At 70.2% G+C, this 15,822-nt stretch carries 17 protein-coding genes; 12 read left to right on the forward strand and 5 right to left on the reverse strand.

Annotated features, from left to right (window positions below):
* Window positions 1-18 precede the first annotated feature (18 nt).
* From ACFQI8_RS08825 to ACFQI8_RS08835, 3 genes are all read left to right on the forward strand, one after another.
* Window positions 19-1,002 (forward strand): lamin tail domain-containing protein, encoded by a 984-nt coding sequence (locus ACFQI8_RS08825; protein ID WP_390243991.1) that lies wholly within the window; start codon window positions 19-21, stop codon window positions 1,000-1,002.
* Window positions 1,003-1,254: 252 nt separating this feature from the next.
* Window positions 1,255-1,650 (forward strand): DUF7961 family protein, encoded by a 396-nt coding sequence (locus ACFQI8_RS08830; protein WP_390243992.1) that lies wholly within the window; start codon window positions 1,255-1,257, stop codon window positions 1,648-1,650.
* Window positions 1,650-2,276: an METTL5 family protein gene (locus ACFQI8_RS08835; protein ID WP_390243993.1), complete on the forward strand. Its 627-nt coding sequence runs from the start codon at window positions 1,650-1,652 to the stop codon at window positions 2,274-2,276. The genes ACFQI8_RS08830 and ACFQI8_RS08835 overlap by 1 nt, the downstream gene beginning before the upstream one ends.
* 22 nt (window positions 2,277-2,298) lie before the next feature.
* On the opposite strand, the gene ACFQI8_RS08840 is transcribed toward ACFQI8_RS08835, so the two are convergent.
* From ACFQI8_RS08840 to ACFQI8_RS08850, 3 genes are all read right to left on the reverse strand, one after another.
* Window positions 2,299-3,951: a rhomboid family intramembrane serine protease gene (locus tag ACFQI8_RS08840; protein ID WP_390243994.1), complete on the reverse strand. Its 1,653-nt coding sequence runs from the start codon at window positions 3,949-3,951 to the stop codon at window positions 2,299-2,301.
* A gap of 140 nt (window positions 3,952-4,091) precedes the next feature.
* Entirely contained in the window at window positions 4,092-4,370 is a 279-nt protein-coding gene (locus ACFQI8_RS08845; protein WP_390243995.1) for a UPF0058 family protein, read from the reverse strand.
* Window positions 4,371-4,428: 58 nt separating this feature from the next.
* A complete protein-coding gene (locus ACFQI8_RS08850) occupies window positions 4,429-4,641 on the reverse strand; it encodes a ribbon-helix-helix domain-containing protein (RefSeq protein WP_004043463.1) in 213 nt (70 codons plus the stop codon).
* A 183-nt stretch (window positions 4,642-4,824) separates the two neighbouring features.
* Here ACFQI8_RS08850 and ACFQI8_RS08855 point away from each other — a divergent pair, with 183 nt between their 5' ends.
* From ACFQI8_RS08855 to ACFQI8_RS08870, 4 genes are all read left to right on the forward strand, one after another.
* Complete coding sequence (locus ACFQI8_RS08855) at window positions 4,825-5,418, forward strand: sulfite oxidase-like oxidoreductase (protein ID WP_390243996.1); 594 nt, start codon at window positions 4,825-4,827, stop codon at window positions 5,416-5,418.
* 152 nt (window positions 5,419-5,570) lie between these two features.
* Window positions 5,571-6,902: an isochorismate synthase gene (locus ACFQI8_RS08860; RefSeq protein WP_390243997.1), complete on the forward strand. Its 1,332-nt coding sequence runs from the start codon at window positions 5,571-5,573 to the stop codon at window positions 6,900-6,902.
* 80 nt (window positions 6,903-6,982) lie between these two features.
* Window positions 6,983-8,731, forward strand: a complete 1,749-nt coding sequence (menD, locus tag ACFQI8_RS08865) for a 2-succinyl-5-enolpyruvyl-6-hydroxy-3-cyclohexene-1-carboxylic-acid synthase (protein WP_390243998.1) — start codon at window positions 6,983-6,985, stop codon at window positions 8,729-8,731.
* Window positions 8,732-8,798: 67 nt separating this feature from the next.
* Complete coding sequence (locus tag ACFQI8_RS08870) at window positions 8,799-9,311, forward strand: hypothetical protein (RefSeq protein WP_390243999.1); 513 nt, start codon at window positions 8,799-8,801, stop codon at window positions 9,309-9,311.
* A 25-nt stretch (window positions 9,312-9,336) separates the two neighbouring features.
* Here ACFQI8_RS08870 and ACFQI8_RS08875 read toward each other — a convergent pair whose 3' ends face one another.
* Window positions 9,337-9,873, reverse strand: coding sequence for a DUF7965 family protein (locus ACFQI8_RS08875; protein ID WP_390244000.1), 537 nt, complete (start codon window positions 9,871-9,873; stop codon window positions 9,337-9,339).
* On the reverse strand, window positions 9,866-10,330 hold the full coding sequence (locus ACFQI8_RS08880; protein WP_390244001.1) for a hypothetical protein: 465 nt from the start codon (window positions 10,328-10,330) through the stop codon (window positions 9,866-9,868). The genes ACFQI8_RS08875 and ACFQI8_RS08880 overlap by 8 nt, the downstream gene beginning before the upstream one ends.
* A gap of 122 nt (window positions 10,331-10,452) precedes the next feature.
* On the opposite strand from ACFQI8_RS08880, the gene ACFQI8_RS08885 reads away from it, so the two are divergent.
* The 5 genes from ACFQI8_RS08885 to menC all read left to right on the forward strand — a co-directional run bounded on the left by ACFQI8_RS08885 (window position 10,453) and on the right by menC (window position 15,821).
* A complete protein-coding gene (locus tag ACFQI8_RS08885) occupies window positions 10,453-11,370 on the forward strand; it encodes a 1,4-dihydroxy-2-naphthoyl-CoA synthase (RefSeq protein ID WP_390244002.1) in 918 nt (305 codons plus the stop codon).
* A gap of 121 nt (window positions 11,371-11,491) precedes the next feature.
* Window positions 11,492-12,709, forward strand: a complete 1,218-nt coding sequence (locus ACFQI8_RS08890; RefSeq protein WP_390244003.1) for an ABC transporter substrate-binding protein — start codon at window positions 11,492-11,494, stop codon at window positions 12,707-12,709.
* Window position 12,710: 1 nt separating this feature from the next.
* Complete coding sequence (locus ACFQI8_RS08895; protein ID WP_390244004.1) at window positions 12,711-13,640, forward strand: FAD-dependent monooxygenase; 930 nt, start codon at window positions 12,711-12,713, stop codon at window positions 13,638-13,640.
* Between the two features lie 187 nt (window positions 13,641-13,827).
* On the forward strand, window positions 13,828-14,766 hold the full coding sequence (locus ACFQI8_RS08900; protein ID WP_390244005.1) for a 1,4-dihydroxy-2-naphthoate polyprenyltransferase: 939 nt from the start codon (window positions 13,828-13,830) through the stop codon (window positions 14,764-14,766).
* A 2-nt stretch (window positions 14,767-14,768) separates the two neighbouring features.
* The gene (gene menC, locus ACFQI8_RS08905) at window positions 14,769-15,821 is read left to right on the forward strand and encodes an o-succinylbenzoate synthase (RefSeq protein ID WP_390244006.1); all 1,053 of its coding nucleotides are present in this window, start codon (window positions 14,769-14,771) and stop codon (window positions 15,819-15,821) included.
* Window position 15,822 lies beyond the last annotated feature (1 nt).

Consider the following 15,822-nt stretch of genomic DNA (forward strand, 5'->3'; position numbering starts at 1 on the left):
TGACTAACGGTGAATCGAATGGTCAGACGTGCTACCGCGACACTCGTTGTCGTCGCGCTCGCGGTCCTCGCGGGCTGTCTCGGCGGGGGCGGCGCGAACGCGACGACGACGGTCGAACCGAGCGCGACCGAGGCGTCGTCGACGACGTCGCAGTCGGGGTCGCCGACGACCGCGGCCGCCGCGGGCGACGTGACAGTCGAGGTGGTCGAGGTGGTCGACGGCGACACCATCAAGGTCGTCATGCCGGACGGCGCGCGCGAGACGGTCCGGCTTCTCGGCGTCGACACGCCGGAGGTTCACGCCGAGAACACGCCCGACGAGTTCGAGGGCGTGCCCGAGACCGAGGCCGGGCGGACCTGCCTCCGCGCGGCCGGCGAGAACGCGAGCGCCTACGCGAAGTCCCGCCTCGCCGACCGGACGGTCGAACTCCGGTACGACGAGAAGGCCGGCGAGCGCGGCTACTACGGGCGGCTCCTCGCGTACGTCGTCGTCGACGGCGCGCCGTTCAACTACGACCTCATCACCGAGGGCCACGCCCGCTTCTACGAGAGTTCGTTCGAGGAGCGCGAGCGCTACGAGCGCGCCGAGCGCGACGCCAGAGAGCGCGGGGTCGGCCTCTGGTCCTGCGCGACCGAGGGCGCGGCCGCCGGCGGTGCGGACGCGACCACCGACGACGGCCTCTCGGTCTCGGTCGTCGCCGACGCGCCCGGCAACGACAACGACAACCTGAACGAGGAGTACGTCACGCTCCGCAACGACGGCGACGACGCCGTCGACCTCTCGGGGTGGACCGTCTCCGACGCGGCCGGCGCGACCTACACGTTCGCCGAGGGGTCCGAACTCGACCCCGACGCGTCGGTGACGCTCCACACGGGGTCGGGAACCGACACCGACGAGGACGTCTACTGGGGTCGCGGCGGCGCGGTGTGGAACAACGGCGGCGACACGGTCACGATTCGGGACGCCGCCGGGGACGAACTGCTCGCGTACACGTACGAGTAGCAACACCTGTCCGAGCAGAGTTCTACAGGCTCACAAAATCCCGTCGGCGTCCGAGCGAATCGCCCGCGCGGGTCAGCGGGAATGGGGGTGGAGCGTGTTCCCCCGTGAGTGATACGACAGCGGCCATCATCAGTCTCTAGGTTGTCACGTTTTGCGAGGATATCCGCGCGCCATCGGCGAATCTGCTCCCGTTTGATTACTACTGAGCATTTACAAAGATATATACATAACCAAAGGAAATGTATGCGCAACATGAGCACGCTCGAATCCTCGTCCGTCGAAGCCGCACTCGCCGCCGGTCGTCCGGCCGACTTGACTCCCGTCATCCTCGAGGCGTCGCGGCTGGAGTCGACCGCTCCCTCGCACCTCCGCGACCTGAAGGCTGGACTCGCCGAAGAGGGCTACCTCCCGGCCGAACTCACCGTGGAAGCCCGCTTCGACGACGACGACCCCCTCGCGGTGCAGTCGGAGTCCGAGCGCCTCCGCGAGTACGTCCGCGCCGCGGCGTTCCTCGGCGTCGGCCGGGTCGCCGTCGACGTCGCGGAGTGCTGTCGCCCCGACGACGCCGAGTCGGCGCTCGCGGCCCTCGGCGAGCGCGCCCGGCGCGAGGGCGTCGCTTTTGAGCTTCGAGGTTCCATCCACGGCTGATGGCAACCAAGGCCGCACTGGAGGCGCAGTTGGCGGTGGTCGCCGGCTTCGAGAACCCGAAGGTCTCGCTCGAACAGTACCCGACGCCGCCGGACCTCGCCGCGCACCTCGTCCACCTCGCGGACCTCCGCGGCGACATCGAGGGCGCGACGGTCCTCGATTTGGGCTCCGGCACCGGCATGCTCGGCCTCGGCGCGGCGCTCCGCTCGCCCGCCCGCGTCGTCGGCGTCGAACTCGACGACGACGCGCTGGACACCGCGACGGACAACGCCCGCCGGGTCGGCGCGAGCGCCCCCATCGACTGGATTCGCGCCGACGCGACCCGCCTGCCGCTGTGTCTCTCGGACGACCGGCAGGTCACGGTGCTCATGAACCCCCCGTTCGGCGCGCAACGGGGCAACGAACACGCCGACCGCGCCTTCCTCGAATCGGTCGCGTCGGTCGCCGACGTGTCCTACTCGGTCCACAACGAGGGGAGCAAGGAGTTCGTCGAGTCGTTCGCGTCCGACGCCGGCGGCGACCTCACTGACGCCTTCCGGGCGACGTTCGACCTCGACCGCCAGTTCGAGTTCCACGACGAGGACCGCCGACAGCTCGACGCCGAAGTGTTCCGCATCGAGTGGTGAGCCGGCGGCGCGCCGTCGCGCCCTAATTGTACGTCTCTTCTCGCGCGATGCGAACTTTCGTCCCCCGAGATTCGGCGAAGACGAACGACTTCTCGCGGACGAACCGAACCCCGTCGAGCGTCGTCGTCGTGTTCTCGGTCGGCATCGGTCCCCTGACGGTCCCGCTGTCCGACGAGACCTGTATGTCGTAGCCCGTCACCGTCGGTACGACCGAGATGCTCCGCCGGGCGACGACGGGTTCGGCCCGGACCGGGCCGGTCTCGTACGCCAGTCGCGCCTCGCCGTCGGCGACGAGGAACACCCGATAGGCGACTCCCGCGCCCGTGACGACGTAGCCGTCGCGGACCGCCGTCACCCGGTCGCGCCAGCCGAGCCCGCCGAATCTGACCGCGGACTCGCCGTCGAACGCCAGCCGACTCGTCGGGATGGCCGTCGTCCAGATGCCGCGCCGCTCGCTTTTGACGATGACCCCGGAGGTGTTGGTCGTCGTCGACTCGCCGAACAGCTCGACGTCGAAGACGGCGGTCAGCCCGTTGGGCACGTCCTCGGCGTAGGTCACCTCGTAGTCCCTGACCGAGACGCTCTCGCCGGGGAGGTCGTCGCCGCTCGCGGTGAACGTGTTGTACAGCACCGCCGGCCCCGACAGCGCCGCGACGACGACGAGGAGCACGGCGGCCCCGGCCTGCCAGCGGCGGGCCGAAAACATCGAGGTGTCGGGCGCGTACTCCCGGAGCGGCTTGTCGGAGGTCGCGACCGTCAGCGCGACGACGGCCGCGAGCGCGACGACGAGCGCGAAGCCGACGGCGCGAAACAGCACGTAGGTCTCGCCGCCGCGATACCAGTACACCGCCCACAGCGACTCGCTGACGGTAAACAGGAGGACGCCGGCGAAACTGCGGAGCGCGGGCGGGTTCGAACCCCCGCGGCGGTGACTGAGCCACACGCCGAGGAGGACGCCGAACAGGAAGCCGATGGCGTGGCCCTGAATGGCGATTTGGGACCACCACGGCGTCGAGAAGACGGGGCGGGCCGACGAGACGACCTCGGGCGAGAGCATGGCGTTGTAAAACAGGCTGACGACGCGCCCGGAGACGAACGCCAGCACGGTCGCCAGCGGCCGGAAGACGAGCGCGAAGCCGGCGAACGCGAACACGACGCCCGAGAAGCCGACGACCGGGCCGAGCGCGAAGACGGACGTCAGGAGCCCCACGCCGAAGACGACCGCGGGGAAGACCACGAGCGACCGGACGTAGGGGTTCTCGCGGGCCGAACCGAACGACGAGGACCCGCGGCGCGTCGGGTAGTGGCCCCACGCGTACTCCGCGACGGGGGCGAGGGTGAGCGTACCGACGAGGTTACCGACGAGGTGGCCGGGACTGGAGTGGGCGAACGCGGCGGTCAGCATCCCGGTCGGATAGAAGTACGACCACGCCCGGAACGGGATGACGACGGGGCGGTACCACGACGACCAGCCGTCCTGAACCACGAGGTAGACGAGGAGGACGCCGCCGGCGCTGACGAGCGTTCCGAGCGGGAGACCGAACAGGAAGCGCCGCCGAAGCGCCGCCGAGAGGCGAGTCGGCCTGTCGACGACGGCGAGCGCGACGGCGGCCGCGAGGAGCGCGAGGAGCGCGGCGAGCCGCTGGAACGGTATCCAGCCCGGTATCTCTAGCATGAGCTACCTGTGTCGTGCGAACGGGCGGTAAAGAAACCCGCGGAGAACTGCTTGAGAACTGCTAGCGGCCGACATGGGTGCCACCGCCAGCGGCGACTTCGCGTCGGTCGGTCAGGGGGCGCGTCGCGGTCGACGGCCGCTCAGATTTTGCCTTCGGCGTCGTCGGCCAGTTCTTCCATGCGCTTGCCGACGCGGCCCGCGCTGGAGAACTCGTCGTCGCTCATCGCGGTCGCGAGGGCGTTGCCGAGCACGAACACGGCGTGTTTGTGCTCGCTTTTCGACTTGTGGACGTGGGAGGGCTCGACGCCGAGTTCGTCGTAGGGGTCGAACAGGCTCGAATCGACGTGCTCGCGGGCCGAGAAGTGGTCCTTGATGATAACCATCTGTTCGTGAAGCTCCAGCAGTTCGTCCTTGTGCATGAGCGTTGGATAGGAGCGAAGGCGGTTTAAGAGTTATTGGGGGATTCTGTCACTCGGCTCAGAAGACGTACTCGTCTTCGTGGCCCATCATCCCGTCGTCTTCGTACGCGCGGTCCTCGTCGGACATCGGACCGCTGGTCTTGTACGCGCGGATACCGGTCGACAGCAGGTCCTCGATGGCCTCGTCGCGGTTGACGAACTCGCCCTGTTCGACGAGTTGGACGATCTGCATCTCCAGGTGTTCCGGCACGGTAATCTCTACTTTGGGCATCTGAACGTCCGTCGCTTTGGAAGGGCCGTATATAACTCTACCGGGGGAATAATCGGGATTTCTGAAGGTCGTCCGGGCGAACGCGAACCGCCGTTTACCTTCGGTTAGTGCGGTCGGTTTCCCCGGTCGTCTGCGGGTGTCCGGAGTCGTTAGTGATAGGTGCGTCGGGCCGAAGTTTCGAGCATGGCTAACGACGTGACCCACCTCTACGAGGAGTTCGGCGACGACCGACTCCCGCCGGGCCAACGCGAGACCCAGCGGTTCCCCGTCCTCTCCAAGAGCGGCACGCCCGCGTGGGACCCCGAGACGTGGTCGTTCGAGGCGTGGGGCGCGGTCGACACCGAACTCGACCTCTCGTTCGACGAGTTCCGCGACCTCCCCTCCGAGACGCAGGTACAGGACTTCCACTGCGTCACCGGCTGGAGCAAGTTCGACTGCGAGTTCGAGGGCGTCACGTTCCCGGCGCTCGCCGAGGCGGTCGGCGTCGACGACGACGCGGTCCACGTGATGTTCCACGCCATGGACGGCTACACGACGAACCTGCCGCTCGACCAGTGCATGCGCGACGAGGTCATGTTCGTCTGGGGCTACGACGGCGAGGACCTGCCCGCCGACCACGGCGGTCCCCTCCGGGTCGTCACCCCGCACAAGTACGCCTACAAGGGCGCGAAGTGGGTTTCGGGCGTCGAGTTCCTCACCGAACCCGAACGCGGCTACTGGGAGAAACGCGGCTACTCGAACACGGCGAACCCGTGGAACGAAGAGCGGTACAGCTAAGCTGAGTTTCCAGCGTTTTCGGCGGTCGTTTCGCGTCCGAGCCACCAGCGTTGTCGTTCGGTGGACAGCCGTGCGCGTTCGACCGCGTCGCCGAACCGACGCGCGGGACAGAAGGGAGAGTTTCAAGCGTCCCCGGTCCTGAGCCACGGTCGATGGAACCGTTGCGGACCGACGAGGTGGGGACCCACCTCGTCAGCAGGTCGGTTCGACTGTCTGCGCCCCCCGTCTCGGCGTCGCTCGCGGCGATGCGCCGCCCGCGGGCGCTGTGGACCGCCCCCGACGAGCCGACAGTCGTCGGCGGCGGCGTCGCCGCGGCCGTCGAGGCCGGCGGTCCCGAGCGACTCGCGCGCGTCCGCCGGGCGGCCACGGCGCTGTTCGACGGCGCTGACGTGGACGCCCCCGACGTCGCCCGCCCGCGATTCTTCGGCGGCCTCGCCTTCCACGAGGAGGCGACCGGCCGCGACCCGTGGGCCGACTTTCCGGCCGCGCGCTTCGTCGTCCCCGAGGCGCAGGTCGTCTTCGACGGCGACGACGCGTGGCTCACGGTCACCGCCCTCGACGCCGAGGCCGACGCCGACACCGTCGGCGACCGACTCGACGAACTCCGAGCGACGCTCGAAGCGCTCGACGACGCGCCCCCCGAGGGGCCGCCGGGCGTCTCGGACCGCCACCGGACGACCTCGGTCGAGGCGTGGCACGAGAGCGTCGACGCCGCGGTTTCGCGCATCCGCGCCGGCGACCTGCAGAAGGTCGTCCTCGCGCAGGCGCTCGAAGTCGAACTCGACCGACCCGCCGCCGCGCCCGACCTACTCGCCCGCCTCGGCGGGACGTACCCCGACTGCCACCGCTTTCTCGTCGAGCCGAACGGCGGGGCGAGCTTCCTCGGCGCGACGCCCGAGCGGCTCGTCTCGCTCCGCGGCCGCGAGGTCGAAACCGGCGCGCTCGCCGGGACGACCGGCCGCGGCGACACCGACGACGAAGACGAGTGGCTGGCGAACGAACTGCTCGGAAGCGAGAAGGACAACCACGAACACGAACTCGTCGCGGAGACGATTCGGGAACAGCTCGCGCCCCTGTCGGCCGACATTCGCGTCGGCGACCGCGGGATTCGGAAGCTCGCGACCGTCCAGCACCTCTGGACGCCCATCGACGCGACGCTCGAACGCGACGAACACGTCCTCTCGCTCGTGGACGCGCTCCACCCGACGCCCGCCGTCGGCGGCCTCCCGCCGGCGGCCGCCCTCGACGTGATTCGAGACACCGAACCGTTCGACCGCGGCTGGTACGCCGCGCCGGTCGGCTGGTTCGACGCCGACGGCGACGGTAGTTTCGCGGTCGCAATCCGCTCGGCAATCGTCGAGGAGACGCTGGCGACGCTGTTCGCGGGCGTCGGCCTCGTCGCAGACTCGGACCCCGACGCCGAGTGGGACGAGGTGCAACTGAAGTACCGACCCATCCTCGACGAACTCGAACGCGACGATTGAGTTGGGAAGCGACGACGGCCATCGGAGCCGACGACCGACGCTGATTCGACGCAATCCGATTTGACGACGAGACAGACGAGATGACAGCACCGAACCGAAACGCCCTCTGGGCACGGACCTTCGCCGACGAACTGGCACGCACCGGCATCGACGCGGTGTGCATCGCACCCGGCAGTCGCTCGACGCCCCTCACGGAGGCGTTCGACCGCCACGACGACATCGAGACGTTCTCGCACCTCGACGAGCGCTCGGCGGCCTACTTCGCGCTCGGCCGCGCCCGGCGCACGGGCGAAGTGACGCCTATCGTCTGCACCTCGGGCACCGCCGCGGCCAACTTCCACCCCGCGGTCATCGAGGCGTCGCAGGCCCGCGTGCCGATGCTCGTCCTCACGGCCGACCGCCCACCGGAACTCCGCGACAGCGGGGCCAACCAGACCGTCGACCAGGAGAAGCTCTACGGCGACGCCGTCCGCTGGTACAAGGACATGCCCGAACCGGAGGCCACCGACAGGAAACTTCGGGGCCTCCGAACCACCGCCGCCCGCGCCGTCGCCGAGGCGACCGGCGTCGACGCCGGCCCCGTCCACCTCAACTTCCCCTTCAGAAAGCCGCTCGAACCGACGTACGTCGAGGGCGACGTGCCCGCCGACCTCGACCCCGAGGCGCTCGACGGTCGGAGCGGAAGCCGACCCTACGTCAAGACGACCGCGGGCGCGCCGGAACTCTCCGAGGACCACCTCCGAAAGCTGGCCGACGACCTCGCGGTCGACCGGGGGCTCGTCGTCGCCGGCCCCGCCGACCCGCCGGGATTCAACGCCGAGGCCGTCGCCGCGTTCGCCCACGCGACCGGCTTCCCGGTCGTCGCCGACCCGCTCTCGGGGCTCCGTTTCGGCGGCCACACCCGGACGACGACCGTCCTCGGCGGCTACGACGCCTACCTCGACGAGCGCGTCACCGCCGACTGGCCCGACCCGGAGGTCGTCGTCCGCATCGGCGCGTCGCCGACCTCGAAGGCGCTCCGGACGTACCTCGCGCGCACCGACGCCCGACAGTATCTCGTCGACCCGACGGGCCGCTGGCGCGAGGCCGAGTTCGGCGCGACCGACCTCGTGGAGGCCGAGCCCTCGGTGCTCGCGTGGCGGCTGTCGCAACTCGTCCGCAACCGCCCGGACGAGTCGTGGAACGCGTTGTGGACCGACGCGGAGGAGACCTACTGGAGCCTCGTCGACGACGAGACCGACACGTTCGAGGGCCGACTCGCGGCCGACGTGGCCGATCTCGCGCCCGAGCCCGCGACGCTGTTCGTCTCGAACTCCATGCCCGTCCGCGACCTCGACCGCTTCGCGCGCCCCTCGACGAAGTCCCGGACGGTCCTCGGCAACCGCGGCGCGTCGGGCATCGACGGCATCGTCTCCTCGGCGCTCGGAGCCGGCTCCGCGGCGACCGACCACCTGACGCTCCTGACCGGCGACCTCGCGTACTACCACGACATGAACGGCCTGCTCGCGCTCGGTCGCCTCGGCGTGGACGCGACCGTCGTCCTCGTCAACAACGACGGCGGCGGCATCTTCCACATGCTCCCCATCGAGGAGTACGAGCCGCCGTTCACCGACCAGTTCAAGACGCCCCACGGCCTCGACTTCGCGGCCACCGAGGACCTCTACGACCTCTCGTTCGCGTCGGTCGACCCGGACGACTTCCGCGACGCCTACGCCGAGTCGGTCGCCACCGACGGTACCGACGTCATCGAGGTCCGCACCGACGCCGAGTCCTCGCACCGGGTGCGCGAGCGCATCGCCGAGCGCGCCGTCGAGCGGCTGACCGACTGACTGACTGTCCGACCGACCGAACAAGTCGACCGACTGACTTTTCTCCCGCGCTCCGAATCGTGGCGACATGTCCTCCGCCCGCTTCCGTCAGTACCGCGGCACCGTCTACGCCGTCGCCGGGTTCCTCGGCGTCCTCGCGTTCGCCTATGCGACTGTCATCGCCTACGAACCGCTCGCCGGGGTGTTCGCCGGCGGGACCGTCGTCCTCGGCGTGGTACTCCTCTCGGACCTCGCGGAGCGCGGCTATCCCTCGGCGCTCGGCCGTCGCGGAACGCTCGCGCTCGTCGCGGGCGTGGTCGCCGTTCTCGTCCTCTGGTTCGTCCTTCAGCGACCCCTGACGGGCCTCGCTCTCGCGCCGCTCGTCGCCGTGACCGCGTGGGGGCTCGCGCGGTTCAAAGCCGTCGGCTACCCGGAGTCGATGGGTCGCCGCCGGTCGCTCGCCACCGCCTTCGTCGGGACCGGACTCGTCGCCTACGGCTCCGTGGCCGGGGCGACAGCCTTTCTCGTCGGTGTCGCGGGCGCGATACTCGTCGGGCTGGCGTCGTGGCTGACGAGCCCTCGCGGACCGCTTCGGGGCTGACTGACTAACTGATTGACAGACTCACTCACTCCGCGTCGGCGGCCCGTCCCGAGACACCAGTTTCCGCCCACCGTTCAACGAGCCGACCGGCCACCCAGTAACAGCCGGCGTCGAGGAGGACCGACAGGCCGCCGACGACTCCCCCGACGACGGCCGCGGCCGCGACGCCGATGAGCGCGATGAACGCCAGCGAACGGAGCGGTGCCCCGTTCAGCACCGCGCCGACGAGGATTGCGCCGAGGAGGAACGCCGCCCCGATGAGCGCGCCCGCCGCGAACCCGCGGACGACGAGTCGCCACAGTCCGCGGAGGCCGGTCCGCAGGTCCGCCAGTCCGCCGTCCGCTAGCGCCCACCGGGTCGCGGCCGCGGTGAGGAGCCACAGATACGCGAAGATGGCGACGCCGGGAAGCGTCCCGAACCCCGCGAGCTCGCCTTCGAGCGCGCCGCTCGCGTGCGCGGCGAGAAGTCCGACGAGGCTCAGGGCGACGAGGTTGAACGACGAGACGACCCACGCCTCGAAGCGCCCCCGCTCCCCGACGCGGCCGGCGGCGGCCTCAGCCATGCGCCAACACCTCCGCGAGCGCGACGACCACGAGGAGCGCGGCGGCGGTCGCGCCGTAGCTCTTCGCGAGGAGCGAGCGCCCCGAACCAGGCGGGCCGCCTCGCCGGAGTCGGAACACGACGAGCGTCCGGACGAACGACCCGAAGACGAAGGCGGTCACCACGAGGAGCTTCACCGTCAGTACCGACCCCCAGCGCCCGGACGGTCCGGGCGGGCCGACCGCGCCGAGGTTGCCGACGCCGGTGACGACCATCGCGCCCATCGTCGCCCAGAAGACCCACTCGTACGTGGCCGCGAGCGTGGCTGGTTCACCGAGGGGGGCGGTCGAGCCGCCGGCGTCCGCGCGTCCGGGACCGCCGGTTCTGAGCGTCGCCCACGCGAACGCCGCGCCGCCGAAGACGAGCGCCATCCCGACGAGGTGGACGAGTCTGACGAGGAGGGAGGTCGCGGCCGACATGCGCGAAAGTCATTCGCGAACTGACAAATAGCTCCGGGTCGGGGGAGCGGTCGGGTGGCGGGCCGCCCCCCGAACCGCCGCCGCAAGCGAATCTTTTTGCGCCGCCCGCGCCGCCTCTCGGTATGGTCTCGGAGATTTTCGACCCCGACCGCTGGGAGCCCGTCCCGGGGTCCGACGAGTTCGACGACATCACCTACCACCGCGCCCTCGACGTGCCGGCGGTCCGCATCGCGTTCGACCGTCCCGAGGTCCGAAACGCCTTCCGACCCGGAACCGTGGACGAACTCTACGCCGCGCTCGACGACGCCCGGAAGCGCGCGAACGTGGGGTGCGTCTTGCTCACCGGCAACGGCCCCTCCGAGAAGGACGGCGGCTGGGCGTTCTGCTCCGGCGGCGACCAGTCGGTCCGCGGCGGGTCGGGCTACGAGTACCGCGACGACGACGAGGCCGACACCTCTGACGACCCGCTCGTCCGCGAGGCGAAGGCCGGCCGCCTGCACATCCTCGAAGTCCAGCGGCTCATCCGATTCATGCCCAAGCCCGTCGTCGCCGTCGTGCCGGGCTGGGCCGTCGGCGGTGGCCACTCCCTGCACGTCGTCTGTGACATGACCCTCGCGTCCGAGGAGCACGCGAAGTTCCTCCAGACCGACCCCGACGTGGCCTCCTTCGACGGCGGCTTCGGGTCGGCGTATCTCGCCAAACAGGTCGGCCAGAAGAAGGCCCGCGAGGTGTTCTTCATGGGCAAGACCTACTCCGCGGCGGAGGCCGTCGACATGGGCATGGCGAACGAGGCGATTCCCCACGAGGAGCTAGAGGACGTGGCGCTGGAGTGGGCCGACGAGATGACGAAGAAGTCGCCGACGGCCATGCGCATGCTCAAGTACGCCTTCAACATGACCGACGACGGCATGGTCGGCCAACAGGTGTTCGCCGGCGAAGCGACCCGACTCGCCTACATGACCGAGGAGGCCCAAGAGGGCCGCGACGCCTTCCTCGAAAAGCGCGAACCCCGCTTCCGCGACTACCCGTGGCACTACTGAGGCGCTGACGCCGCCGGGAGCGGACCGCCCCCGCCGCCGCGCCGAAACACGTCGCCCCGCAAAGATTTAGGCGCGCCGAAAAATAGGAACGCTCTTGTGTGTTTAGGGTAGCCTAAATTCTATGGACGAGAACTCCACCGGGACCGAGGGACTCACGCGACGCAACTACATTCGGTACGGCGGCACGGCGCTCGGGGCCGGGATGCTCGCCGGCTGTACGTCGGAGTCGTCGGGGAGCGACGGGACGACCGACGCGGCCGGAACGACGACCGAAGCGGCCGCCGAAACGACCGTCGCGACCGAGACGCAGACCACCGAGGCCGACGACTCGTACTCGGTGACGATGGAGCCGATGGGCGAGGTCACCTTCGAGTCGGTCCCCGAGTCGTGGGCCGCCTACGACGGCGGCTACGCCGACATGGCCGTCGCGCTCGGCGTCGGCGACGGGGTGACCGGCGTCGGCGGCGCGGGCCGGTACTACACCTACGTCTACGACGAGCTTCCCGGCGTGAGCGTCGACCGCGAGCAGATCGAGGCGTACCCCGAGGTCAGGACGAAAGAGGAGTTCTACGAACTCGACAACGACGTCCACCTCTACGACCCGAACATGCTCATCAACTGGTTCGACTGGGACCAAGCCGACGTGGACGAAATCGCGGAGAACGTCGCCCCGTTCGTCGGCAACCTCGTCTTCCGCCGGTCCGACGGCTGGCACGACTACCGCTACTACACGCTCTACGAGGCGTTCGAGAAGGTCGCGCAGGTGTTTCGCCGCGAGGACCGCTACGAGGCGTTTGCGGCGCTCCACGGCGAGTTCATCGCGGAGATACAGTCGCGACTGCCGCCGGCGGACGAGCGCCCGAACGTCTTTCTCACCTACGAGGGAACGACCGAGCCGGAGACGTTCTCGCCGTACCGCCTCAACGACAAGGGCACGAGCAAAAAGCAGTGGAACGACCTCGGCGTCACCGACGCGCTCACCGGGACCGATATCGAGAACCTCAGCACGACCAACCGCGGCGAGCTCGACTACGAGAACCTCCTCGAAGTCGACCCCGACGTGATGCTCATTCGCGGCCACGAGCGCAAGACGGCCGCGGAGTTCCGCGACACCGTCCTCGCGTACATGGAAGACCACCCCGTCGGCGGCGAGCTGACAGCCGTCCGGAATGGTCGGGTCTACCGCGGCGGCTACCTCAATCAGGGACCGATTCACAACCTGTTCCTGACCGAGCGCGCCGCGAAGCAGTTGTACCCCGAGGAGTTCGGCGAGGTGACCGGCGACGCCGAACTGTTCGACCGCCAGCGCGCCGCGGACATCGTCACCGGGGAGTTCTGAGATGGCGGACGCCGCGGGGTTCGACTACGACGTGGCCATCGTCGGCGGCGGGCCGACGGGCTGTTCGGCGGGCGTCTTCACCGGCCGGTACGGCCTCGACACCGTGGTCTTCGACCGCGGCCGGTCGTCGCTCCAGCGCTGTGCGTATCTGGAGAACTACCTCGGCTTCCCCGGCGGGGTCGACGTCGAGACGTTCTACGGGCTCATCCACGACCACGTCGAGGCGGCCGGCTGTGACCTCGTTTCGGAGCTCGTCGAGGCGGTCGAACCCGCCGGAGACGACGCGAGCGAGACGGCGGACGCCGACGACGCGGACGCCACCCGCCCCGGATTCGCGGTCACGACGCAGTGCGGCGAGACCGTCACCGCGAGGCGAGTCGTCGCGGCCGCCCGCTACGGCGGCGACTTCCTCGAACCGCTCGGCGACGAAGAGATGTTCGTCACCTACGAGCACGACGGCGAGACGCGGACGAAGTTCGACCGCGACTACGCCGACGTCGAGGGGCGCACGCCAATCGACGGGCTGTACGTCGCCGCGCCGGTGAGCGAGGTCAACGTGCAGGCCATCATGTCGGCCGGGCAGGGCGCGCGAGTCGGGCGGTCGGTCATCACCGACTACCGCCTCGAACGGGGGTACCCCGAGGACCTCGCGCGCCACTGGGACTGGTTGCGCCCCGAGGCGGAACTCGCCGACGAGGCGGCCGCCCGCGACGACTGGCGCGAGCGGTTCGACGGCCGCGTCCCCGACGACTGCGACCTCTCGGAGGAGCGACTCCGCGAACTCCGCGAGGCCGACGTGGAGCGCCAGCGCGAGATGTACGTCTCCGAGGAGACGGTCGAAGTCCGGGCCGAGAAGGGCCGCGAGCGACTCGCCGGCCACCTCGGCGTCGCCGCCGGGTCGGGTTCCGACTCCGACGCCGGTCCCGAGTAGCGAGGAACCACCATCACCATCCTCGGGTCGGCGACGGCGATGACCACGTCGTCGCCGACGCCGGGGAGAAACCGCCTCGTCAAGGGCGGCGCGACCGCCGAGCCACCGTGTTCTCCCACTCATCGCCTCGGGGTCGCGCGCTTTCGGATAGGAACTTACTCACTGCTCCGGCACTCTCATGCAGACAATGAGCACGCAGGACATCTCTCGCAGGCGGGCGTGGGTGATGGCGTCGCGGCCGCAGACGCTTCCGGCGGCCGCCGCGCCGGTCGTCGTCGGCACCGCGGTCGCCGTCCACGCCGACCTGTTCGCCCCGCTCCCCGCGCTCGCGGCGCTCGTGGGCGCGCTTCTCATCCAGGTCGGAACCAACTTCGCCAACGACTACTACGACGCGGTGCAGGGCGCGGACACCGAGGCCCGCGAGGGGTTCACCCGCGTCACCGCGGGCGGACTCATCCCCCCGGCCGAGGTCAAGCGGGCGATGTACCTCACCTTCGCGGCCGCCGTCCTCCTCGGCACCTCCCTCGTCTACGTCGGCGGCGTGCCCATCCTCGTCATCGGCCTGCTCTCGGTCGCCTCGGGCATCGCCTACACCGGCGGCCCGTACCCCCTCGGCTACCACGGCCTCGGCGACCTGTTCGTCTTCGTCTTCTTCGGCCTCGTCGCCGTCGTCGGCACGTTCTACGTGCAGGCCGCGAGCGTCCTCGCCGCCCCCTTCACGGTCGGGATTCCCGAGGGGACCGTCACGCTCGCCGCCGTCCTCGCCAGCCTCCCCATCGCCGCCATCTCCACGAACATCCTCGTCGTGAACAACGTCCGCGACAAGGAGGAAGACGCGACCACGGGCAAGCGGACGCTCGCGGTCCGGTTCGGCTACGGCTTCGCCCGCGCCGAGTACCTCGCCATGCTCGCGCTCGCCTACGCCGTCCCCGTCTACCTCTGGACCCGTGCCGGCTTCGACTGGTACGTCCTGTTGCCGGTGTTCTCGATGCCCGTCGCGGCCCGCATCGCGCGGACCGTCGTGACCGAGACGAGAGGCGAGAAGCTTAACCCCGCGCTCGAAGACACGGGGAAACTCCTCGCACTCTACGCCGTCCTCTTTTCGGTCGGCCTCGTCCTCGCGTGACGATGCGCGTCCGCGAGTTCGCCGTCGACCTCCGAACGCCGCTTTCGACCGCCGCGGGCGACATCGAGCGCCGCGAGGGATTCCTCGTCGCGGTCGATGTCGCGGGCGAAACCGGCGTCGGCGAGGCGACCCCGCTTCCGGGCTGGACCGAATCGCTCGCCGACTGCCGCGACGCGCTCGCCGGTCTCGCCGAAGACGACGCTACGGGTGACGCCGACCCCGAGGCCGCGCTCGAAGACGGGTCGTTCGCGGACGCGCCCGCGGCGAGACACGCCGTCTCGCTCGCCGTCGCCGACGCCCGCGCTCGCGCCGCCGACCGGCCGCTCGCCGCGGCCCTAGACACCGACCCGCACACCTCGCTTCCGGTGAACGCGACCCTCGGCGACGACGACCCCGAGGCGACCGTCGAGGCCGCCGAAGCCGCCGTCGCGTCGGGGTACGACTGCCTCAAACTGAAGGTGGGCGCGCGGGACCCGACCGACGACGCGGCGCGCCTGCGGGCGGTCCGCGAGGCGGTCGGCCCCGACGTGGCGCTCCGGGCCGACGCGAACGCCGCGTGGGACCGCTGGACCGCCGACAGATTTCTCGAGTCGGTCGAGGAGTCGGCTCTCGAGCTCGACTACCTCGAACAGCCGCTTCCGGCCGACGAACTCGACGGCCACGCCGCGCTCCGACGGCTTCACGACACGCCCATCGCGCTCGACGAGTCGCTTTCGGCGCTCCCGGCGGGACGGGCCATCGCCTCGAACGCGGCGGACGTGCTCGTCTGCAAGCCGATGGCGCTCGGCGGCCCGGACCGCGTCCGCGACCTCGCCGCCCGCGCCCGCGACGCCGGCGTCGAAGTCGTCGTCACGACCACCATCGACGCCATCGTCGCCCGACTCGGCGCGCTCCACGCCGCGGCGTCGCTCCCCGGCGACCGGGCGCACGGGCTGGCGACCGCGTCGCTCCTCGACGCCGACCTCGCGGCGGACCCGGCACCCGTGCGCGGCGGCCGGATGCGCGTCCCCGACGGACCCGGACTCGGCATCGACGTCGGTGCGGTGTTCTCCTGAG

The organism is Haloferax chudinovii, assembly GCF_042663345.1.
In the GTDB taxonomy this organism is placed as follows: Archaea; Halobacteriota; Halobacteria; order Halobacteriales; family Haloferacaceae; genus Haloferax; species Haloferax chudinovii.